Origin of the sequence: Bacteroides sp. An322, assembly GCF_002161765.1 — a bacterium.
Taxonomy (GTDB): domain Bacteria; phylum Bacteroidota; class Bacteroidia; order Bacteroidales; family Bacteroidaceae; genus Phocaeicola; species Phocaeicola merdavium.
Window position 1 is genome coordinate 1 of the sequence record NZ_NFIN01000007.1, and the last position, 23,784, is coordinate 23,784.

Genomic DNA, 23,784 nt, shown 5'->3' on the forward strand with positions numbered 1-23,784 from the left:
GATTATGAATTCCTTGCTGAAACCGCAGAAGCTATGGTACAGATTGCATTCATCCAAATCATGCTTAACAGATTTATCGAATGAAATCAAAACAGCTTCTTAGAAACTGACTATAAAATACATGATTGCCCGCTATTTGCCCATCCGACCATATTAGCGATATAACTGCAATACCGGCACGATTACTAATCGTGTCGGCGATGCAGTTATATTGCACCTGCCATGCAGTTATATCACTCATTCTTCATTTACCAAAATAAGTGTCGAGCAAACGCTTGGCGGCAGAGAAAGAAGTGGTTTTGCCCGAAAGCACTTGTCCTTCTTCGTATGCCAGCATCGGAGTGATTTGTGGATTGTTATAGAAATTGTCCCGCAATTGTTCGTTGATGGTTTCATACATCCAATATTTTGCCTGCTCGTTGCGCCGGTGTTCAAAATATCCGTTTGCTTTTACGAAAGCGAAATATTCGTCAACCATGTCCCATATTTCCTTGATGCCGATGCCATAAAATCCGGAATAGGTCAAGACCTTCGGCATCCAGCCCGATTCGGGAGCGGGAAACAGATGAAGTGCATTACGGAAATGAGCCGCTGCCAATTTGGCTTTCTCAATATTATTTCCGTCTGCCTTATTGATGACAATGGCATCCGCCATTTCCATAATCCCCCGTTTGATACCTTGCAATTCATCACCTGTACCCGCAAGTTGGATAAGCAAGAAGAAATCCACCATCGAATGTACCGCCGTCTCGCTCTGCCCGACTCCGACCGTTTCTACAAATATCTTATCAAAGCCAGCCGCCTCACACAAGATAATAGTTTCGCGTGTCTTACGTGCCACCCCGCCCAACGAACCTGCCGTAGGGCTGGGACGGATAAACGAATCGGGATGTACGGAAAGTTTCTCCATACGGGTCTTATCCCCCAAAATGCTTCCTTTCGAACGCTCACTACTGGGATCAATGGCAAGCACTGCCAACTTTCCTCCTTTCTCTAAAACATGCAATCCGAATACATCGATCGAAGTACTCTTGCCTGCTCCGGGCACACCACTAATGCCTACCCGAATCGAATTACCTGAAAAAGGCAGGCATTTTTCTATTACTTCTTGCGCCAATGCCTGATGTTCATGCTTCACGCTTTCTACCAACGTGACCGCTTGGCTTAGTACTGTAATATCTCCTTTTAGGATACCTTCTACATACTCACCTGCCGTAAACTGGCGGCGTTTTGGACGTTTTCTTGCTTTCAGATACGGATTTACCGCAGCAGGTTGTTCGATGCCCTGGTTTACCGTCAATCCTTTGTATGCATCGCTGTTTTCAGGGTGTTCCATAGTTATCTTTTTATTAATTGATAATTGACAATTTGCCATGCGGATGAAAAATAAAATAATTATCAATTGTCCATTGTCAATTGTTAATTGATAATTGCAATTCCGCTTTTACCCGAATCGTGACCGAAGGCTTTGCCGGATCATTGGTTATCATCAAGACACGCGGTGTTCCTTTCACTCGAGGCAAATTCTCCGCCAATACCGTAATCTTCATTTTAGTTGACTCACCGGGTTTCAGAACCGTCTTCTTCAGACTTACGCCAAGAGCTATACTGTTTACCTGCATATCTTGAATTTCTAAATTCGACTTGCCCGTATTAGTTATCACAATATTCTGCGATTTCTTTTGTGTCGGCTTTAATCCCGTAAATTCCAGTTGAGTAGCCGAGAGAGAGAGCTGTGGAGGATTGTTCTTCTGTTGTTCGGTCATACCCGAGAAATCAGGAAGCAAAGCTATAGATACAGGTATCTCATTCTCCGCACCGACCTTATCACCCAAAAAGCGTGACAAATACACCGAAGTGCGGGTAATGCCAAGCTTAGGCAACTTGTCGGTATCAAGCGTCACTACTATCTTCCCATTTTTACCACGTCCCAAGACTTCGGGAGTGGCCTTCGCCGAAAGATAAGGAGGCAAGTGCATCAACACTGGTGTATAAACCTTGCTGGAGGTATTAGCAACCAAGATCGTAAATTCCGGACGGTCACCTTTATTAACTTTCTCGAACTCAATTTCTTGTTGGTTCAAACGTACTGAACCAAATCCGTAGGGATGTGTAAACGAATAATTCTTGGGATCGGCGGTCACTTCTCCATTAAATTCCAAATAGATAGGCATTGGTGAAGCATTACAATATACGCCTACTTCTTTATAAAAATGCCCGATAGCTTCGGCATCGAATACCGCACTGACCGTTCCTTTCCCTCCCGCCGGAATGGGTTGCTTGGTCCAATCCACATTGACACATCCGCACGAAGCCGTCACATTCGAAATCACCAAAGGCTTATCACCCGTATTGGTAAACGCATAAGTAACGGTAGTCGGATTACGCCAAAGAAGATAGCCCAAATCCTGCTTTTCACGGTCGAAAGAAATTTTCGGCTGGGCTTGTACGGATAGAACCGTCACGAATAATATGCTGAATAGAAATAAAATACGTTTCATCATCTTCTGTCTTTGTTTGTTTTGAGTGAACAAAGATAAAGAGAAAATCAAAGACAGACAAAAAAAGAAGGCTTGGAAATAAAGATGAAACGCAGATTAACGCGGATTAACGCAGATTTTTTAATATTCATCTGCGAAAATCTGCGTTTCAAATAAACGTACGTATTTACTCCACTATTAAAGTTTCGCCTGCGGTATGCCCGCTATACTCAGGCGCATACGCCGACTGAATAGTAGCGATACCTGCCTGATACGTTCCGGAACGGTCGATGTAAACCGTATATTCCAATTGATACGTGCCTTTACGCAATTGGTCGATAAAGAACGAAGTAGATGCGTCGCGGCTCACTAAGTAATAGCCGATGCCTCCACCCCAATGATAACCTGAAAGTTGTTGTTCCGGCTCCATGCAAGCGGCACGCTCGTCTTTTACCTGAATGAAATCCATATCCCGGTCTGCCGATATGGTAAGGCGTACCGTCACCTTATCGCCTACGTGCAACACCGTTTTAGAGTCTAACTCCTTCCCATCGCGGAAGAAAGTGCGTTCGATTTGCAATCCCGTACCTTTTGCAGAAGACACTTTATCCATATCTTCCAAGTATTGGGCATAAACGGCACCCCAACCCAGACCTTCACCTGTGCGGGCTATGCGGATTTCGCTTACATCTGCATCGCTTCCCGTAAAGGTTTTGCGAGTATATCCTAAGGCATCTTGCGGGGTTTGCCACGTAGTTCCGCCTACCGACGCTTCCATACTTCCGCTTTGATTCAACTTATTTCCTCCCATAGAAAGGAACGCATATACTGCATCCGCCGTAGCTATCGGGGTTTCCCACACTTGTACCTGCTTTTGCTTCAGGAGCCATTGCTTCATGCCGTTCAGCATCTCCGTATCCGGAGCAATGCGGTTAATAGCTTCCATTGCAGCCACTTGGGTCGGTATCTTATAACTCATCCACGAATATTGCGCTTTCCGGGTATCGAAATAAATGCCCATTTCTTCCGTACCGACCACATATTCCTTAATGGATTGAATCAACTCCGAAGCTTGGTCCGGCTTTCCCGCCCCTTGCATCACCATGGCTATCATCGCCTTTCCATAAATCGTATATTCAGATGAACAATCCGTTAACTTCGAGATAAAATAATCGTTCACCTTTTTATCCGCATGATTTGCCGCCAACTTGTCAATAGCACATATATATAAATAATGTACTATCTGCTCGTCTCTCCACACGTACGGTTCTTTTTCAGCATCCCGCCGTTTCAAGTCCTCATACGCTTCTTGCGCCTCTTTCTTCAAATAATCTATCGCACGCACATACATATTCCCGACACCATTATCTAATTTTACATCCATCGCTTGCAGACGTGCCAACATCTCTGCTACATGCGTAGTGATGTAACGGCTTCCCGTCATACCTTTATACCAGCTCCACGAGCCATCGGGCAATTGCAATGCCGAAAGCTTATCGATAGCCGTCTGCAAGCGGTTGCCCATCGAGTTCAGGTCGAAGAGCAAGGCGACGCGTCGTTTTTGTTCGGTTTCATTTGTAGCCTCAGCCACCCAAGGTGTTTCGGAGAGCAAGAGATTCTTCAAGTCCTGATTGCGTTCCAAATTACTGAGCAAAGTTTCCTTGCCTGCACCGTTTGCTTTCCATGCCTTAAACACTTCTTCGATGCGGGGATTCGACTTCACGATGTGCGAAGCCAAGGCATTGGCATAATATGCCGTAGCCCATGACAAGGCATCCTCATCCGAAGGATTGCCCGCTACAGGAAGCGCTTGTACGGCATACCAATCAGGATTGGCGGTCATCTCTACCGTGAGGCGTTTCTCCGATGCAGTCTTGCTTTGCTTGTTAAACAAGTCTTGGGTATTCACTTGTTTTGTCTCCGTCCCATTCAATTGTACGGGCACGGTCTCGGTCACCCATTGTTTATCGGTCAGTATCGGCAAATAGTGCTGCTCGCCATCGGTATATGCACCGGCTTCCGCAACTATCTTGCAGACCAATACATCATATATGTCTGGTGCCTCGAAAGTAAATTGCACCGTTCCCGTCTCGCCTTCGCTTACCGAGAAAGGTTGCGCATCGTGCGCCACAGCCTTTCCGCTTACAGGGTCAGACCATTCGATACGCGCCGTACCCGATACGGCTTCCATAGACAAGTTAACCAAAGAAGAAGCGATAACCGCACGGTCTCCCTTTCGGATGAAGCGAGGCAAATTGGGTTGCACCATAAAGGGCTTCGAGGTCTGCACCGTATCTGTCCACAAGGCATAATCCACTTCTTGCGTATGAGCAAAGCCCAAGAAACGCCATTGGGTCAAAGCATCGGGCACGGTAAAGGAAATGCTTACATTCCCCAACGAATCCGTGCGCAGGTTGGGATAGAAGAAAGCCGTCTCGGCAAAATTCTCGCGCAAGGCAGGCATCGGAACTTGTGCGGCTTCTTCCGCACTTCCTTCCGCCACTTCGGCTATACTCATCTGTATTTCACCTCCTCCTGCATTCCCTTTCTTCATTTGGAAACTGGGAGCAGCCGTAGGCGCACTCACAACTTCCTGCAAATCGGCTATGTCCGCTCCTTCCAATTGGCTCAATGGGATGACATCCATCATCACTTCCTCCAACGCATTACTCCGGCTCAATGCGAATCCACGTATGCGTAAAGAAGAATGATTCGCCTCATACAACTTACTATAATCGCCATAAAGCAAATCCCAACCGCTATCGGGATAAGACACCCGAAAATTACCCGACATCCAAACCATTTGATAAGCCGAAGCCAAATCGGCACGCACATACATCGAAGAGCGCGGGAAAGAAAGCCCGAACCGCCAATCGTGTTTGCGGAACGCATCCAGCGAAGCATCGTAGAGCGTTGCCATCAGGTTGGCTTTTGCCGGCATCCTCGAAGAACGGGCAATATGAAGTGTCCATGTCTCTTGCGTGCCCGGCTGGAGCTTATCGCGGAACGTCTCCCATTTCATCACCAATCGTTTATCGGGTTCAGGACGGATAATCCGGGACTGGTTGGTATAAAGGCTTCCTTTCCGCATCAAAGTAAATGAAACGGTTATCGCATCACCATAACTTGCTTGATACGGATAACTGAATGCTTTCATTTCCCGATTCAACTTCACCTCTTGTGTATCAATGCGTTTCTGATTATCATACACATTGATAAAGAGCGAAACGTTTTCTTCGCTCGTCCCGATATAGAAGGTCGGAGGAGTATCGCTTCCGAAAGTGTCTCCGTCTTGATAAAACCATGCAATCTCATCCGAAGGAGATACCTTATCTGCCTTCGAGAATAGCGTGAAGTCTTGCTCTGCGGTGCAAGCCCTGCCTTGCTCATCCTGTGCGGAGATTTCCATACGGTACTTGCCCGAAGCCAATGCCCATACTCCCGAAGGCACGAACGATTGCATCGAAACGGCTTTGCCTTCATAGCGCAAACCGCCTTTCTTGCCTTCCTTGTCCAAGGCATAGACTTTATAACTTACCTCCACCTTTACGGGCTGGTTAGTCAGGTTCAAGGCTTGGAACTGGATGCGCTCTTGCTTCTCGCGCATTACATTCGCATTCAATCCATTGATTTGCAAGCCCAAGCTCTGCTTTCCGATAGGCAAAGCCAACTCGCCTTCGTGAGTCTCTCCCGCCCCATCGGTCACTTCTGCTTTTACCTTATATATATAATAGGTGTAGTCCTCTTCCACCAAAGGCTTCTCCAAGTTCACGCCGATAAAGAACTTCCCGTCCGCATCGGTCTGCATTTCACCCGATGCCAATTCTTCCGATACGCCCCGGAAACGAAACCACGACATGCCAGTACGGGTCACGGTGTATTTCACACAGGCATTGCGCACCGGAGCACCAGCGTAAGTCTTTGCTTCAGCCGATACCCGGATGGAATCTCCCATTGTATATGCATCTTTATACGGATTGAACTGCACATCGAAAGTCGGACGTTTGTACTCATCCACCTTTATAGCCTGTATGCTCTTATATCCTGATACGTAATACACACCGGGGAGCAAATCTCCGGGCAAGGTAAATTCATGCGAGAATACACCGAATTCATCGGTACTTACCTCCACCTCTCCTACAGTTTGAGAACCAGAATAGATTTTCAACTTATCACTTGTGTGTTTCGCCACACGAGTAGAATCGCCCAATTGCTCATAAACCAAGCCCGATACATACACCGTCTGACCGGGGCGATAAATAGAGCGATCGATGAATAACGAAACCTTCCGCGTCCACTCCGCCGAAGGCTTGCTATTCACAATGCCATTCGCATACAACTGGGTTATTGCCATCGATTCATGCCCCGGTGTGCGTACCTGATAATAAAACTCAACACTTTTCGGCATCGTAATCAATGTGCGTCCACAGGCATCGGTGCGATGTACGTTCCACACTTCATAATCGGTATCCGATTGATAAAAATTGAGCTTATACGTCACAATTTCCGCTCCCGGAACCGACTGACCCGTAAGACGGTCTACCGCAATAAACTCGCGCTGGTTGCCCGATACGGGTACATCAATCGCCTGATAGGGTGATACATAGAGCAACGCATAATCAATGCCTTCCTTTTCTCCTTTAGGAATCTGTTTTAACATATAGATGCCTTCTTCGGGCAAGGTATAATGCAACACGGTATCACGTTGCTTATAGTCCGTAGTAGGACTTAATGCATAAAAAGCAGAAGCTACTTTTTTCCCGTATTGCTTAATCAGCGTCTCTTGCTTGATATCATTACGGGGTTGAAGTTGAGCTGCTTGCGCCGGAAGGTCCAACCGGTAAAGTTCGAGCGTCACCCCTTCCAGATTGGCATACGACACATTCAAATCCGCTTCATAATCCGGATAAATAAACGGGATTTGAAGCCTCAATTCGGGACGGGTAATGTAATCAATCTGCGTCTGCAAGTCCTTCGCCCATTCCCCTTTAGGATATTTCTTCAAGCCCTCACGAGCCGTCTCCACGGCTTTTACGAAATCTCCTTTTGCCCGATACACATCACCCAGCTTGACGTATGCATCGGCACAAACAGACACATCCGAATAGGTTTCAATCAACTTACGCAAGCCTTCGATAATTTCCTCATCCGAAAGCCGATAGGGTTTGAAATCATCCAGCCGTACCTTTTGGAACCAAAGTTTCGCCACCTTAGTTAATAATGCCGCCGGACGGTTCTGCTCCTTTTCATAAAAGCCAATCAATCCGTCATAGAAATCCAGACACGCTTCCGCCTTCATCATCCGGTCTTCCGCATAAAGCCCAGTGGAAACCAAGCCTTGAATAGCTCTGCGGGTGAGCAAATCCAACATATTATCATCGAAATACGCTTCGCTCCGCTTTCCCGATTCGGTCATGGGACGGAACGCCTTTGCCGAAGTATGTCCCAGCACTTCCTTATTTTCCACCGAAAGACGAAAATAACGGATCACCTCTTCCGTCGTATATACCTTCCGTCCCTGTGTCATCGTCCCCATCAGGCTATTCAGCACGGCACGCGCCACGGTATCGGTCTCCCGCTCTGCCCAAGCCTTCAATGCTTTAAATTCGGCTTCGGCACTATCCGGAGTAAGCGACACCTGCGAAGAAGAGCGCACCAGTTGCGCTTTCATCATCTGAGGCAAGTTGCGTTCTTTCTTTGCTTTCTCGTAAATCTTTCCCGCCGTAGCCATCACCGACTTAGGCAGGTCTTTCTTCTGATATGTCTCCACCTCTTTCCATAGCTGGTCATAACTTTGAGCCAACACCGGAGAAGAGGCCATGCCAATGAAAAACATCATCAGCCAAGACAAAATTTGTTTCGTTTTCATATCAATTCAAATTTGTTTTATAAAGAAACGAAATATTTCCCGAATTACTGCACTCTTTCGTATTAAAAGAATCAAAAACGGAAAGGCAAATATATGCATCGCTTCACGCACCTGTCTTCATCGCCCGATGCAAACAGATGAAATGCCGTATGCATATATTTGCCTTCCTCCTTCGATATAAAGGCGCGTTCACGAAGATTAATGTATCGTGACCATCGTTGCCCCGAAACCATACTCGCGGAACGATGCGTCCTGGCTGGAATAATTCTTATACTTGCGCTTCAATTCGTCCAAGATAGCCCGGCGCAACACACCGTCCCCTTTTCCGTGGATAAACACGATGCGCTGGCCTTTCTTGTTCTTGTATTCATCCAAGGTCTTACGGAATACATCCAACTGGTAATTAAGCATTTCACTATTGCTCATGCCAGCGGTATCGTCCAGCAACTCGTGGATATGCAAATCAACCTCCACAATGTCGTTCTTCACCTTCGGCTGGTGCTTTTTCGGCATTTTAGGCTTATCCGAAGCATCCTTTTGCAACAATGCCTCCTTAATGTCATCCGCCGAAACGAAGACTTGCTTCACCTCCTCATCATCACGCACAATGTCGTACACCAAAGCGGGTTCGGCAAAGAAATCGGTTTGCTGGAACGTGTGAAGTTTATAAAATTTCACCGTATCAATGCGTAATTCCATGTTGATAGCCGGTTTCAATAAAAACGTACGGTCATCCTTATAGGCAAGCAATTGCACGGCTACATGCTCCAAATTGTTCAACTCGCTCTTTTCGAACTCCTCCAAAAGCTGCTTCATATTGGGTGCCACCGTCCCCCGGCTACGCAAAGTCCAGTTTTTCCCTTCGGCGGAAAGATACAGATAATCAATAAAATAATTGCTGTCATTCACTAAATAAGCATCGAAAGCCGTAGTGGAAATCGCCTTCACGTCTTGCGGGACGTATGCCAAATACACGTTCAGCACATCATTCCCTTTTATTTCCGGCGCGCGGTACGTAACAGGCTTCTCCTCCTCTTCTTCTTCCGGCTCTTCGTCCACCACTTCCGGCACATTCGCTTTCTTAGCCGATTTCAACGGGATATTGTAATCATCGGTCTCGATTACCACGCATTCTTTCACCAACATCGGTATTTCGAATCCGTCTTCACCTTCCACCAACGCAATGTCTTTCCCTTGGAATCCTTTCACAATTCCGCCTCCCACTTCGCTCAGGAAGCGCACTTTATCTCCTATTTTCATACTCGTTCTCTTTTTTATTAATGGTCTATTGGTAGACAAAGATAGTTATTTTCGATAAGATAACAGATAACTGATAAAAAAATCCCTGTTCTTTCTTGTTGTGCAATTGGGAAACAATTACATTTGCATCGGTTGAAAGGAGAGGCTTATGAATACAATGACTTACAAAGGATATATCGGTTCGGTAGCTTTTAGCGAAAAGGATAATGTGTTTTTCGGTAAAATAGAAGGCATTAACGGACTGGTCAATTTCGAAGGAGAAAGCGTAAAAGAACTTACGGAAGCTTTTCATGAGGCGGTAGACGACTATTTGGCATATTGTAAAGAAGAAGGCATCGAACCGCACAAAAGCTATTCCGGCTCGTTGAACATACGCCTATCGCCCGAAACACATAGCCGTATCGCTATCCTTGCCAAACAAGCCGGAATTTCGATAAATGCATTTATCAAAGCTGCTGTAGAAAAACAAATCTCTGCTATGATGTAACTTAACTTATATAGGAGGCAAATTATGAAAAAGGCTTTAAAAATTGCAGGCATCACGGTAGGCGTGATTCTAATCCTGCTTTTGGTACTCCCGTTTGCTTTTCAAGGGAAAATAGAAAAGATTGTAAAGCAAGAAGGGAACAAGATGCTTAACGCACAATTTGATTTTAGCGCACTCAACATCAGCTTGTTACGCAACTTCCCGTCCGCTTCGGTCACATTAGAAGATTTCTATCTGAAAGGTACGGGAGCATTCGAGAACGATACGCTTATCCAAGCCGGAGAACTGACTGCGGCGGTCAACCTATTTTCTCTTTTCGGAGATAGCGGATACGACATTTCCAAGATTATCATCGAGGACACCAAAGTAAAGGCTATCGTATTAGAGGACGGCAAGCCCAACTGGGACGTAATGAAGGCTTCCGCCGAAGAAGATACCGTTCAAGAAACTTCTGCCGAAAGTTCACCTTTCCGAATCAAACTGAAAAGACTGTCTGTCAAAGACTTGTCTGTGAGCTACGATGACCGCCAAGCAGGTATGTACGCCGCAATCGAAAACCTGAAAGCTACATGTTCGGGCGATTTCGGAAGCGAACGGACCCTCGTAGACTTGGAACTGAAAACACCTGCGCTTACCTATCGCACCGGAGGCGTACCTTTCTTAAACCGTGCGGCACTGGAAGCCGACATGAACGTAGATGCCGACCTCGTAAACAATAAATTTACCTTGCAAGACAATTCCATCAGCCTGAATGCCATAAAACTGAACATTGACGGATGGGCTGCTATGCAAAAAGACGGTGTAGGCATGGATATCAAGCTGAACACGAACGAAGTAGGCTTCAAAGAGTTGCTTTCACTCATCCCCGCCATCTATGCCAAAGATTTCCAAGACCTGAAGACTGACGGAAAAGCTTCACTTACGGCTTTTGCCAAAGGCACATTGACGCAAGAACAAATGCCCCAGTTTGAAGTGGCACTCAATGTAGAGAACGCCATGTTCCGTTATCCGTCTTTGCCAGCCGGAGTAGACGGCATCAACATCTCTGCCACGGTTAAGAATCCGGGCGGGAATATCGATGCCACCGAAGTGACTATCAATCCGTTCGACTTCACTTTGGCAGGTAATCCGTTCAGCCTGAAAGCCATTGTAAAAACCCCGACCAGCGACCCCGACCTGCAAGCTACGGCTAAAGGAACGCTCGACTTAGGCAAGATAAAAGATGTCTATCCGCTGGAAGACATGTCGTTTAACGGTACGATACAAGCAGATATGAACCTCGCCGGGAAATTATCGTATATCGAAAAAGAGCAATACGACAAAATGAAAGCCGAAGGAAGCATCCGCCTGAACGGCATGAAGCTGAATATGAAAGACCTGCCAACCGTAGCTATCCAACGCTCTACCTTCTCGTTCTCGCCCCGATACCTGCAATTGAGCGAAACCACGGTCAATATAGGCAACAATGACGTAACTTTGGATAGCCGGTTCGAAAACTATCTTGGCTATGCGTTAAAAGGCTCAACCTTGAAAGGAAGCCTCAACATCAGCAGCAACCACCTGAATCTGAACGACTTCATGAGTACCGACACTACAGCGGTACAAGCTCAAGCTACAGCAGATACGACCGCTACAACCTCTTCTACCGGAACGATCCGCATCCCCGAAAACCTGGATTTCAACATGCAGGCAAACCTGAAAGAAGTGTTGTTCGACAAGATGAAATTAGAGAACGTAAACGGTACATTGCTGGTCAAGAACGGCACGATAGACATGCGGAACCTTTCTTTCAACACCATGGGAGGAAGCATCACCGCCAATGGCGCTTATTCGGCTCCGAAAGCCAGCCAGCCTCATCTGAACGCGGGATTCGACATGAAGAACATCGGTTTTGCGCAAGCCTATCAAGAATTAGGGCTGGTACAGCAATTAGCTCCTATCTTCAAAGGACTGAAAGGAAACTTCTCGGGCAACCTGCAAATAGATACACCGCTTAACGAAAACATGAGTCCCGTAATGCAAAAAGTGCAAGGAAGCGGAAATTTATCTACCAAAGATTTAAGCCTGAGCGGAGTGAAATTTATCGACCAGGTAGCAGACATCGTGAAGAAACCTTCGATGAAAGAGATTGAAGTGAAAGATCTTAACCTCGGCTTCGAAATTAAGGACGGACGGGTAAACACCCAACCTTTCGACCTGAAATTGGGTGACTATACAATGAACTTATCCGGCTCTACCGGCTTAGACCAAACCATAGACTATACCGGCAAGATAACCCTGCCTTCGGGAGGAATCGGCTCGGCATTAGGAACGGTAGACATGACCATCGGCGGTACATTCACATCGCCCAAGGTAGGCATCGACATGGCAAGCCTTGCCAAGAATGCAGCCGAACAAGCCCTGAAAGGCATCGTAGGAGGAGATAATAAAGAAGGCGAATCGGGCGAAAAGAAATCCATTCTCGATAAGGCACGCGACTTGTTTAAGAAGAAAAAGTAAAAAATCCCTGAATAAGATAGGCATATACGCCCGCCTGTTTTATGTCAAAATGTCAACTGGATACTGACAAAGATGCATACGGCTTCGATGGCTGATGAAGTTAAGTTCAATCGTTGATGAAGCCAACTTCGTTTGCCATCGAAGCCGTATGTATTTAAACACACACCTGCCCGACATGAAATGCATAAATGAAAGTTTGGCTATCTGACCGGAAAACCGTACCTTTGCCCGTCCATAAAAAAACATGCATACAATATGGAAGATACCAAACACATTCATATCAGCGATTATAATTACAATCTGCCCGATGAGCGTATCGCTAAGTTCCCGCTTCCGGTGCGCGACCAGTCGAAATTATTGGTTTACCGGAACGGAGACATCAGCGAAACACATTTCACTTCCCTGCCCGATTACATCGAACCGGGCACTTTAATGATTTTCAACAATACCAAAGTAATCCAAGCACGGCTTCATTTCCGCAAGGAGACCGGAGCTTTGATAGAAATCTTCTGCTTAGAGCCTATCCAGCCCAACGACTACGCCTTGAATTTCCAGCAAACCGAACATGCGGCATGGCTTTGCATGATAGGCAACCTAAAGAAATGGAAGGAAGGACCCTTGACCCGCCAACTGACGGTAAAAGGCAAAGAAATTACATTGACCGCCACACGAGGCGAGGCACGAGGCACCAGCCATTGGATAGACTTCACATGGAATAACCCCAGCGTGACTTTTGCCGATATTTTAGAAATGTTCGGCGAACTTCCTATCCCTCCTTATTTAAATAGAGAAACACAAGAAAGCGATAAAGAAACTTATCAAACGGTTTATTCGAAAATAAAAGGCTCGGTAGCTGCCCCTACCGCCGGACTTCATTTCACCCAGCGGGTATTGGACGCATTGAAAGCCAAAGGTGCAGACTTGGAAGAAGTAACCCTCCATGTGGGCGCAGGTACGTTTAAGCCTGTCAAGAGCGAAGAGATAGAAGGGCACGAAATGCATACCGAATACATCTCGGTTTCGAAAGGAACCATCGAAAAGCTGATTGCGCATGAAGGAAAAGCCTTAGCCGTAGGAACTACTTCGGTCCGCACACTGGAAAGCCTATATTATATAGGTGTAACTCTCAGCCAGCATCCCCATGCGAATGAAGCCGACCTGCACGTGAAACAATGGCAACCCTACGAAACCCATCCTACCCTAAGTACGGTAGAAGCGTTGAATCAGATTCTCGACTACATGAACCGGAATCACTTAGACGCGTTGCATACCAGCACCCAAATCATCATTGCGCCGGGATACGAATATAAGATAGTGAAACGCATGATTACCAATTTCCACCAGCCCCAAAGCACCTTGCTGCTCTTGGTCTCGGCATTCGTCAAAGGAGACTGGAAGCGCATTTACGATTATGCCCTGTCACACGATTTCCGGTTCTTGAGCTATGGGGACTCATCGCTGCTGATGAACTAAACATGAAATAAAATCTTCATTCAAAATATATGCCAATGTTACATATTATAAAAAACAAATTCCTAAATTTGCGATGATGTATTTTATTTAGTAAAGCTATGGTGGTACAGTTAAATCAAGCAAATTCTTATCGCTTCTCTACGGACGAGGCTTTGTTGGATGATATCAAGCAGAGCGACCATGTCGCTTTCGAATATCTTTTCAAGCGTTATTATCCCAGGCTGTTGGGATATGCTGTCCGTTTTGTGCAAGACGAAGATATGGCGCGCGATATATTGCAAGAGTGCTTTATGACCTTTTGGGAGCGCAGGCATTTGCTGGCTGCTGTATCGCTTAGTTCCTTGCTTTTCCTAATGGTGCGCAATGCATGTCTGAACTACTTGAAGCATAGTGCATTGGTCCGTCATATTCCTATCGATTATTTAAACGAGTTGAATGGAGAGGAAAAACTGTATTCTGCCGATTTGATGTTAAGCGCGGACGAACCTGTATTATACGAAGACTTGAAGCGGCAAATTGATGATGCTTTGTCACACCTCTCTCCCCGTTCGCGCGAGATATTTCTTCTTAGCCGTTTTAAAGGACTGAAAAATCGGGAAATAGCAGAGATGCTTGGCATCTCAACCACAGCGGTAGAGAAACACATTTCTAAATCGTTGAAGCTGATTTCTGATTATCTGAAAGATAACACTTCTTATACATCCTACCTTATTATTATGTCTTCCTTGCTTTTTAGATAATTCTAAAAAAACACACGAAGGAGGTTGGGTAAACTCCTTTTTAATTGTTCTATCTATAGAAAACAGACACTATGGATAGACTTTCTTACATACGCGATTTGGCATTCCGCTATTTTGAGGGAAAGATCTCTCGTGATGCGGAAGAAGATTTGTTCGGTTTTATCAATGAAAGCCCCAGTCATCTTACCTTATTCCGCAGATGGGAACGGGAATGGTTGCATTCGGGGTGTACGGATGCTGCCGTAGAGCGAGAATGGCAAAAACTTCAGGCACGCATACAAGTAAAGGATGCCATTGCTCCAGTACTTCCCAAACGCCATTTTTCTTTTTGGCGGATATGCTCATTTGTTGCTTCCGCTGTTATTTTAGTTTGTTTGTCAGTTACATTTTCTTGGTATTATTTCCATCAAGAAGATGGCGATTTTTATTTCATCAGCGAAGCTCCGTTAGGTGGAAAATCGAAAGTACTTCTCGCCGATGGCTCTTTAGTCTGGCTTAATAGTGGTTCGACATTGAAATATTCCACGGATTTTAATGAAGAAGAGCGCATCGTCACATTGAGCGGGGAAGGTTATTTCGAAGTATCGAAGAGAAATGATATGCCTTTTACCGTGCGTACCCAAGGGTATGACGTGGTGGTAAAAGGCACGAAATTCAATGTGTCCGCTTACGAGGGAGATCCTTTTATTTCCACTACCTTAATCGAAGGGAAAGTTACGGTCAATTATAAAAATGAGTCGATTGACATGAATCCGGGTGAGGAGATGAAGCTGATAAAGAGTACCGGTGAATTGCAACACACTTCGGTTAATGTTTCCCAATCGAATGCGTGGATGGACAATCAGTTAGTAAGCGACAACATCACTTTCCAAAACCTGATGGCAAAATTGTCACGCCGGTTCAATGTCGAGATTGAAATCGAAGACGAAAGATTGAAGTCTCAGACCTTCAGCATTTCGTTGCGGAATGATGAGACTTTGGAGCAAATCTTCGGGGCACTACAAAAAATCATTCCATTTTCAGTAACACGGGATAATCAAGTTTATCATATCAAATCTATTAACCATTAAATTAAAGAATTATGAACAACCGAAAAGTTTTTCTCAGGCTGTTCCTATGCCTTTCGTTCGGGTGGGGTACAATGACGTTGAATGCCCAGACGGTGAGCAAGACGTTTAGCAATGCTCCGTTAAAGACCGTATTGAAAGAAGTGGAAAGCCAAACGGGGTTGTCTGTTGTTTACAAAACAGACGAAGTGGACGTGAACAGGAAGGTAAACGCATCCTTCCAAAATGCTTCATTGGAGGAAGTGATGGCGCAAATCCTTGACAATGGATTATCATGGACCGTACAGGACAAAATGATTGTCATTTCGAAGAAGCCGCAAGAACAATCGCGGCAAGTAGGAAAAGGCATGAATGTAACAGGAGTAATAATAGATGAAACAGGTATTCCCGTAATTGGTGCCAGTGTATTAGTGAGGGGAACCTCGAACGGAGCTATCACCGATATAGATGGTAAGTTCTCTATATCCGATGTAGATAAGAATGCAATGATAGATATTTCTTATATCGGTTACAAAACATTGGAATTCAAAGCAACAGATAAGGCTTTGGCAAATGTTGTATTGAAGGAAGATACCGAAGTGTTAGAAGAAGTGGTAGTTGTAGGATACGGTACGGCAAAGAAAGCGAACTTGTCGGGTTCTGTTGCGCAGATTTCATCCAAGGAAATCGAACACCGCATCAGTGCCAATACAGGTTCTGCCTTGCAAGGGCTTATCCCGAACTTCAATGTATCGTTCAGCGATGGTGCGATTAATAAAAAAGCATCGTTTAACGTGCGTGGTGAAGGTTCTATCAATGGAGGTGAGCCGTTGGTGTTAATTGACGGTGTAGAAGGGGATATGAACTACATCAACCCGAAAGATATTGCTTCGGTTACAGTATTGAAAGACGCTTCTTCTGCGGCTATTTACGGAGCCCGCGCCGCATTTGGTGTAGTATTGGTCACCACCAAGAATCCGGAAAAAGGAAGGATACAGGTGAACTACTCCAATCATTTTGCTTGGAGCAATCCGACGATTAATACAGATAATTTCATTACCGATGGTTTGGAATGGGCACGGTTAAGCGATAAGCTGAGTTTGATGGAAAATACGAGCACTTATTTGGGCTATACTGAAGCAGATTACGCTTATATGGAAGCCCGCAAGAAAGACCCTTCGCTTCCCAGTGTGCTGATAAAGACGATAGACGGTGTGGAACGGTATGTACATTATGGCAATACGGACTGGTGGGATTATATCTTCCGTAGCAATCAGCCTTCTATGGAACACAACCTGAACATCTCTGGAGGTTCAGACCGTGTGCGTTATTATCTATCTGGACGTTTCTATTCGCGTGACGGAATTTATCGTATCAATCCTGATAAGATGAAAAGTTACACCTTGCGCTCGAAAGTGGATTTCCAGATATTGGATAACTTGAAATTTACAAGTTCTACCAATATTTACATGAGCGATTACGATTATCCAGTGACCAATGCCCGCGATATGAGCGGAAATAATAACGATGAGGATTGGCGGAAATATACTTATCACGCTTCTCCGTTGTTCCTTCCTCATAATCCGGATGGCTCAATCATGATTAACAGTCCTTATTCTCCGGGACGTGACATTGCTGACGGTACTTTTGCTGACCTGACGTATGGCAAGAGTCATGGAACGGACTCGGAGTATGATTTAATGAATACATTCAGCATTCAATATACTCCTATCAAAGGATTGGATTTGAATGCCGATTATACATTCCGCAAAGAAAGCCCTTATTCACGTCAGTTGCGTGTGTCAACTCCTCACACCAACCAACCGGGCGGAGCTGGAGTGACAGACTATAAACCTAATACGGAGTTGTATAAGGAAAGGCATTGGCATTCACAATACCAAGCTATCAATGCGTTTGCCACTTACAGCCATACGTTCAATAACAATCATAACTTGAAGGCGATGGTCGGATTCAACCAAGAGTGGAGACGCTGGGAGCGTACGGTTGCTATGCGTAGCGGACCTATCTCGGAAGATTTAGGGTCATTCAATCTAGCTACCGGTGAAAATATTGATTTGTTGGGTTCGAAAGCGGAATGGGCTATCCGTGCTGCTTTCTATCGGTTCAATTACGATTATAAAGGGAAATACTTGATTGAATTTAACGGACGTTTTGATCTTTCGTCTAAATTCCCTCATGACAACAGATTGGGTATATTCCCATCGGGATCAGTCGCTTGGCGAATGAGTGAAGAGAAATTTTTTGAGCCTTTGCGTTCGTGGATGGATAACCTGAAATTGCGTTTATCATTCGGTACGTTAGGCAATCAGAATGTCGGTGAATACGATTATATAGCCAAAATGAAAGTAAATCAGGGGAATTATATTGCAAACGGGTCATACTTGAATTACTTGAGTACACCAGGTGCTATATCTTCCAATTTCACTTGGGAAAAATCTCAAACCATTAATGCAGGTATTGACTTGTCGTTTTTCAACAACCGCCTTTCGGCTTCGTTTGACTGGTATCAGCGTGATACACGCGATATGTTGACGCAGGGTAAGGAACTTCCTGCCGTATTCGGTACAGAAGAACCGGAAGAGAACGCTGCAGACTTGCGTACACGAGGTTTTGAATTGTCGGTAAACTGGAGAGACCGTTTCAACTTGTGGGACGCTCCTTTTGAATATAATATCGGAGTAAACCTTGCAGATAACCGCACTGTTATTACTCGCTTCGACAATCCGAGCGGAAACATAGACGACTTTTATGTAGGGAAAGAACTGGGTGAAATATGGGGATATACCATCGAAGGCTTCTTCCAGACCGATGATGAATATTTGACCCATGCCGACCAATTGTTAGTGAACCAGCGTATCCGTAACTACTATTTGGTTAACCATCCGGTAGCGGGTGACTTGAAATTTATGGATATTAATGGAGATGGTGAAATCACTCCGGGAAAACAAACGCTAAGTGACCACGGTGATTTACGTCAGATTGGCAATACTACACCTCGATATACATTAGGTGTCAACTTAGGATTTAATTATCGAGGTATCGACTTCTCCGCATTCTTCCAAGGCATTTTGAAACAGGACTGGTGGCCTGGCGATGATAACGGATATTTCTGGGGACCTTTTACCCGTCAGTACCTCAACTTCTATCCGAAGAGCATAGAATCTATGTCGTGGACACCTGAAAATCAGGATGCTTACTTCCCACGTCTGGCTGTCTATGCTGCAAATGAGGGAGGAAACTATGAAGGTTCGCAGTTAAGAGTCATTTCGGACAAATACCTTCAGAATGCGGCATACGTGCGGTTGAAGAATATCACTCTTGGATATACTTTACCCGAACGAATTTGTCAGAAGCTGAAAATTATCAGAAGCATCCGTATGTATGTGTCGGGTGAGAATATCCTGACATTCTCTCCGCTGTATAAGAATAATCCGGACCGTACTGTAGACCCAGAACAACTTGGTAACGGTAATGCTTATCCTTTCAGTAAGACATTTGCCTTTGGCTTTGACATTAAATTCTAAAGAATATCAGTTATGAAAAAGAAATATAGTACAATTAAATTAGTTTCCCTTTTTGTGGGAGGCATATTGACGGTTTCCTGTAACGATTCCTTCTTGGACCGTTATCCCATTGCGGAAATCTCGCCGGAAAATTCGTTCAAGACGGCAGATGACTTGCGGTTGTATACAAATGGCTTTTATGAACAACTTCCGTCTATCCGCAACATTATCGATGAAGACTTGAAGACAGACAATGTGTTGTATTCCAGCATACCGGAAGAACAACGTAGCCACGAACGGATTCTTCCCTCTGAAACAGGAAGTGGCGGATGGGATTGGGAAGATTTGCGTGATATCAATTTGTTCTTCGACAATTACCAACGTTGTACCGATGAAGCAGGGCGCAATAAATACGAAGGAGTTGCCCGATTCTTCCGTGCGTGGTTCTATTTCGATAAAGTGAAGCGTTTTGGCGATGTACCTTGGTATGAAACAGTTATTCAGACTGATGATGCAGACTTATTGTACAAGGCACGTGATAGCCGTGAGTTTGTAGTCAGCAAGATTGTGGAAGATTTGGAGATAGCTGTAGATAAGTTAGGAAATGAACGTGCGTCCGATCAAGTTACCCGTTGGACAGCATTGGCTCTCCTTTCCCGCGTCTGTTTATATGAAGGTACGTTCCGTAAATATCATACGGAATTGAATTTGCCCGAAAGCGATGTCTTATTGCAGAAGGCATACGAAGCGGCACAGCGCGTAATGGACGAATCCGGCTATACCTTATATAGTACAGGTAATCCGGATACGGACTATAGGGACTTGTTCGCTTCTACGTTAAAAGAGGAGGAAGTGATTTTGGGACGCCGTTATTCGTTGACTTTGAATCGGATGCATAATGTGAATTATTACCTAACATCACGGACCCAACGTGACATCGGTTTGACAAAAGATTTGGTGGATTCTTATTTACAGATGAACGGAACCCCGTTTACAAATAAGGACGGATATGAGACAATGGGATTTTATGAAGAAATGCAGAGCCGTGACCGCCGTTTAGCACAAACAATTCGTTCTTTGGGATATCAGCGTATAGGGGGAACGGCGACTTTACTTCCCGATTTTGCCGCTACGATGACAGGTTATCAATTGTGTAAGTTTTTATCCGATGAAACACAAGACGGTGACGGAGCATCTTATCAGGATGTGGCGTTTATCCGTTATGCGGAAGTTCTGTTAAATTATGCGGAAGCAAAAGCTGAATTAGGAATCATCACACAGGATGATATTGACCATACCATCCGGTTGATACGTAGCCGTGTAAGTATGCCTAATTTGGATATGGCGTCAGCTAATCAGTCCCCTGATGCCGTTTTGTCTTCCTTGTACCCCAACGTATCTGGAAGTAATAAAGGCATTATCTTGGAAATTAGGAGAGAACGACGGATTGAATTGGTGATGGAAGGATTCCGTTGGGATGACTTGGTAAGATGGAAGGTCGGCAAATTGCTGGAACCTCATTTCATCGGAATGTACTTCCCTTCATTAGGTGAATTCGATTTGGATGGTGACGGAACTCCCGATTTGTTGCTATACACAGGGACGGCTCCTTCTACGACTGCTTCACAAAGCGTAGAGATCGGAGGCGTGCTTCAACTGACGGAAGGCGACCACGGTAATCTGATAGGTTTCAAGGATAACACGAAACAATTCGATGAATCCCGTGATTATCTATACCCTCTGCCTACGGGAGATTTGTTATTGAACGAGAATTTGGTACAGAATCCGAATTGGGATAAGTAATAAAAGAGGAATGTTATGATTAAGGCTTTTAAGTTTTTCATGCTTGTATTTGTCACGGTCTTCTATGCCTGCGGTTCCGATTCTGTAGAAGAAGGCGCGGCATCTACATCCATAACGATTGAGGCTTCCGCCAATGAAGTCAATTATGGGGAAGACGTGACATTTACGCTCCAGAATGTGCCAGAAGCAGATGTGGTTTCTGTGCATTGGGATTTTGGTGACGGTGAGACATCTGATGCATTTGTTCCGTCGCATACCTATCGTATTCCTGATGATTATACGGTAACGGCTTCTGTGGCTTTGTCTACCGGAGAGACGAAAGAATATAAGACCTTAGTAAAGGTTTTTGCAGCAGAAATAAGTTCGGCAGTCCGTCTTTCCATTCCGGAGTCTTTGGCAGGCAGGCATTATCAGGTATGTGCGCACCGTGGATATTGGAAAGAAGCCCCGGAAAATTCGGTTGCATCCATTGCGAAAGCGATACAGCATGACATTGACTTTATCGAAATCGATGTACGGATGACAAAAGACAATGAGTTAGTGTTAATGCACAACGCTACGATAGACGAGACAACCAATGGAACAGGTAAAGTTTCCGACTTGACTTTTGAAGAAATGAAATCTTACTATTTGTATTATGACGGTCGTCAGACAATGGAACGCGTACCTTCGTTAGCAGAGGCATTAATGGCGGCAAGAGGAAAGATTTATGTGGATATTGACATGAAGATTTCGGATTATCGTTCTGTTTACAATGTAGTGAAACAATGCGGTATGCTGTCTCAATGTATGTTTACGGTTTACGAATTGCAAGACGCGTCTAAATTGTTGAATATCGACAATACAGTCAATGTATTTCCAGTGGTTTATACCAAGGAAGACTTAGACGGCTTTATGTCTTTGGTTGATAATCTTGCTATTGTGCAATTCAATTCGGATGCTTGGATAGATGACATTTTGGAGAAAGCTTACAACAACGGGATAGCTGGATTTATGAATGTTTATGTGAATGACAAAGATACTCCGGAAACAGACAACTATCGGAAAGCAGATAGATTTGTCGATTTAGGAGGAACTGTCGCACAAACAGATTTCCCTGTCGAGCTAAAAACTTATCTTGACAACTTAAAAAGAGATTAATGACGTATGAAAAAACTATTATTAATGGCAACGGCTGTATTGTTAATAACAGCTTGCCAAGATGACGATAAAGTGAATACCAAGCCGGTAGCTGCGTTTAAGGCTACGGCTACTACGGTAGAAGTGGAGCAAAGCATTTCATTTACGAGTCTTTCCTTTGACGAAGACGGGCAGATAAGCCGCTGGCAATGGGATTTCGGAAACGGAACGACCTCGGAAGAAGAAAATCCTACCATTACCTACAGTGCGCCCGGTGACTATAAAGTGGTGCTGACCGTATGGGATAATCAAGGACAGCAGAATGCCAATTCGTTTGATAAGACCATTGCAGTCAAGGAAAAATCGTTATCAGATGAGGAACCGGAACTGATATGGGAATATGCTACTACAACGGGATTTCAAGATGCTTCTTTGGCTGTAGATAACCAAGGGAATGTTATTTTTGGTTGCGATGCTAATAACAGCCGTGGCGATTATAACATTGCGGTGTTGAACAATAAGGGTGAAGAGCAATGGACTTATAAAGCCGGTGATGTGGTAAGAAGTACACCAACTGTTGCTGATGACGGAACATTCTACATCGGTAGCTATGATAAAAATCTGTATGCGTTTAATGCGTCATCCTCTACAATCTTGGCATCGTTTGCAACAGGTGCGACTGTGAAATACTCTTCACCTGCAGTGGATGCAGACGGTACGGTCTATTATGGAGGAAATAAGAAAATGTATGCTATATCCGCTTCTCCTGCAATGACTGAATTGTGGAGTACGGATTGTGGCGGAGACATACAGTCTCCGGTAGTTATCGGTGATGATGCTGTATATGTCTGCAATAATAGTGGCAAGATGCTGGCATTCGCTAAGGCAGACGGCTCTAAACTTTGGGAAATAGAATACGGATCGTCATGTACGGCTGCTCCGGCATTGGGTGAAGACGGAATAATTTATATGTGTGGAAACACATCAGACGGTGGTATTGTCATGGCTGTAAATGCAACGGACGGAACCGTTAAATGGCAATCGCCAAGCATGGCAAAATATGACAATACGGGAGTTGCGCTTGATTTAAATGGACATCTCTTTGTCGGTGATAGTGACGGCGTGATGACTTGCTACAACCAATCAAATGGAGATGTAGTTTGGACATTCCGTAGCCAAGGAAAGATTCGCTGTACGCCAGCCATAACCGATAACGGATACATTTGTTTTGGAGACGGTGCCGGTTATTTCTATATTTTGAATGAAGAAGGCAAGCAGGTATACAAGGAAGTCAAGCTGGGTAATGAAATCTATTCTTCACCGGCAATAGGTAGTGACGGTACGGTTTATATTTGCGTGAATGTCGAGACAAACCAACAGCCTGGCAGATTGTGTGCATTCCGAACAACTGCAACTGGAGCAATGAAAGGCTGGTCAATGCGAGGAGGTAACAGTTTAAGGAACGGACGTCGTTCAAATTAAAA

At 44.8% G+C, this 23,784-nt stretch carries 13 protein-coding genes; 9 read left to right on the forward strand and 4 right to left on the reverse strand.

The genetic code is table 11. From position 1 onward, the window contains the following. Positions 1–244: 244 nt before the first annotated feature. From meaB to B5F91_RS05460, 4 genes are all read right to left on the reverse strand, one after another. Positions 245–1,336: a methylmalonyl Co-A mutase-associated GTPase MeaB gene (meaB, locus tag B5F91_RS05445; protein WP_087428085.1), complete on the reverse strand. Its 1,092-nt coding sequence runs from the start codon at positions 1,334–1,336 to the stop codon at positions 245–247. Positions 1,337–1,412: 76 nt separating this feature from the next. After that, positions 1,413–2,501: a DUF1573 domain-containing protein gene (locus B5F91_RS05450; RefSeq protein ID WP_087428185.1), complete on the reverse strand. Its 1,089-nt coding sequence runs from the start codon at positions 2,499–2,501 to the stop codon at positions 1,413–1,415. 166 nt (positions 2,502–2,667) lie between these two features. Continuing rightward, positions 2,668–8,349, reverse strand: a complete 5,682-nt coding sequence (locus B5F91_RS05455; RefSeq protein WP_239416265.1) for an alpha-2-macroglobulin family protein — start codon at positions 8,347–8,349, stop codon at positions 2,668–2,670. Between the two features lie 198 nt (positions 8,350–8,547). Then, on the reverse strand, positions 8,548–9,609 hold the full coding sequence (locus B5F91_RS05460; protein WP_087428087.1) for a DUF2027 domain-containing protein: 1,062 nt from the start codon (positions 9,607–9,609) through the stop codon (positions 8,548–8,550). Between the two features lie 148 nt (positions 9,610–9,757). Here B5F91_RS05460 and B5F91_RS05465 point away from each other — a divergent pair, with 148 nt between their 5' ends. The 9 genes from B5F91_RS05465 (at position 9,758) to B5F91_RS05505 (ending at position 23,782) form a co-directional block, all read left to right on the forward strand. Then, on the forward strand, positions 9,758–10,096 hold the full coding sequence (locus B5F91_RS05465; protein WP_087428088.1) for a type II toxin-antitoxin system HicB family antitoxin: 339 nt from the start codon (positions 9,758–9,760) through the stop codon (positions 10,094–10,096). A 24-nt stretch (positions 10,097–10,120) separates the two neighbouring features. After that, positions 10,121–12,595, forward strand: coding sequence for an AsmA-like C-terminal region-containing protein (locus tag B5F91_RS05470; RefSeq protein ID WP_087428089.1), 2,475 nt, complete (start codon positions 10,121–10,123; stop codon positions 12,593–12,595). Between the two features lie 255 nt (positions 12,596–12,850). After that, positions 12,851–14,068 (forward strand): S-adenosylmethionine:tRNA ribosyltransferase-isomerase, encoded by a 1,218-nt coding sequence (locus tag B5F91_RS05475; protein ID WP_087428090.1) that lies wholly within the window; start codon positions 12,851–12,853, stop codon positions 14,066–14,068. A 98-nt stretch (positions 14,069–14,166) separates the two neighbouring features. Next, on the forward strand, positions 14,167–14,808 hold the full coding sequence (locus tag B5F91_RS05480) for an RNA polymerase sigma-70 factor (protein ID WP_087428091.1): 642 nt from the start codon (positions 14,167–14,169) through the stop codon (positions 14,806–14,808). Positions 14,809–14,879: 71 nt separating this feature from the next. Continuing rightward, on the forward strand, positions 14,880–15,878 hold the full coding sequence (locus tag B5F91_RS05485) for a FecR domain-containing protein (RefSeq protein WP_087428092.1): 999 nt from the start codon (positions 14,880–14,882) through the stop codon (positions 15,876–15,878). An 11-nt stretch (positions 15,879–15,889) separates the two neighbouring features. Continuing rightward, positions 15,890–19,399, forward strand: a complete 3,510-nt coding sequence (locus tag B5F91_RS05490) for a TonB-dependent receptor (RefSeq protein ID WP_087428093.1) — start codon at positions 15,890–15,892, stop codon at positions 19,397–19,399. 12 nt (positions 19,400–19,411) lie between these two features. Beyond that, the gene (locus B5F91_RS05495; RefSeq protein ID WP_087428094.1) at positions 19,412–21,181 is read left to right on the forward strand and encodes a RagB/SusD family nutrient uptake outer membrane protein; all 1,770 of its coding nucleotides are present in this window, start codon (positions 19,412–19,414) and stop codon (positions 21,179–21,181) included. A 15-nt stretch (positions 21,182–21,196) separates the two neighbouring features. Continuing rightward, positions 21,197–22,321 carry a glycerophosphodiester phosphodiesterase family protein gene (locus tag B5F91_RS05500; protein WP_087428095.1) on the forward strand — a complete coding sequence of 375 codons (1,125 nt, stop codon included), beginning with the start codon at positions 21,197–21,199 and terminating at the stop codon, positions 22,319–22,321. A gap of 6 nt (positions 22,322–22,327) precedes the next feature. Then, positions 22,328–23,782 (forward strand): PQQ-binding-like beta-propeller repeat protein, encoded by a 1,455-nt coding sequence (locus B5F91_RS05505; protein ID WP_087428096.1) that lies wholly within the window; start codon positions 22,328–22,330, stop codon positions 23,780–23,782. Positions 23,783–23,784 lie beyond the last annotated feature (2 nt).

Excerpts from the sequence above, each read along its gene's own strand:
- meaB (WP_087428085.1), bottom strand. The coding sequence starts at position 1,336 with ATGGAACACCCTGAAAACAGCGATGCATACAAAGGATTGACGGTAAAC.
- B5F91_RS05450 (WP_087428185.1), bottom strand. The coding sequence starts at position 2,501 with ATGAAACGTATTTTATTTCTATTCAGCATATTATTCGTGACGGTTCTA.
- B5F91_RS05455 (WP_239416265.1), bottom strand. The coding sequence starts at position 8,349 with ATGAAAACGAAACAAATTTTGTCTTGGCTGATGATGTTTTTCATTGGC.
- B5F91_RS05460 (WP_087428087.1), bottom strand. The coding sequence starts at position 9,609 with ATGAAAATAGGAGATAAAGTGCGCTTCCTGAGCGAAGTGGGAGGCGGA.
- B5F91_RS05465 (WP_087428088.1), top strand. The coding sequence starts at position 9,758 with ATGAATACAATGACTTACAAAGGATATATCGGTTCGGTAGCTTTTAGC.
- B5F91_RS05470 (WP_087428089.1), top strand. The coding sequence starts at position 10,121 with ATGAAAAAGGCTTTAAAAATTGCAGGCATCACGGTAGGCGTGATTCTA.
- B5F91_RS05475 (WP_087428090.1), top strand. The coding sequence starts at position 12,851 with ATGGAAGATACCAAACACATTCATATCAGCGATTATAATTACAATCTG.
- B5F91_RS05480 (WP_087428091.1), top strand. The coding sequence starts at position 14,167 with ATGGTGGTACAGTTAAATCAAGCAAATTCTTATCGCTTCTCTACGGAC.
- B5F91_RS05485 (WP_087428092.1), top strand. The coding sequence starts at position 14,880 with ATGGATAGACTTTCTTACATACGCGATTTGGCATTCCGCTATTTTGAG.
- B5F91_RS05490 (WP_087428093.1), top strand. The coding sequence starts at position 15,890 with ATGAACAACCGAAAAGTTTTTCTCAGGCTGTTCCTATGCCTTTCGTTC.
- B5F91_RS05495 (WP_087428094.1), top strand. The coding sequence starts at position 19,412 with ATGAAAAAGAAATATAGTACAATTAAATTAGTTTCCCTTTTTGTGGGA.
- B5F91_RS05500 (WP_087428095.1), top strand. The coding sequence starts at position 21,197 with ATGATTAAGGCTTTTAAGTTTTTCATGCTTGTATTTGTCACGGTCTTC.
- B5F91_RS05505 (WP_087428096.1), top strand. The coding sequence starts at position 22,328 with ATGAAAAAACTATTATTAATGGCAACGGCTGTATTGTTAATAACAGCT.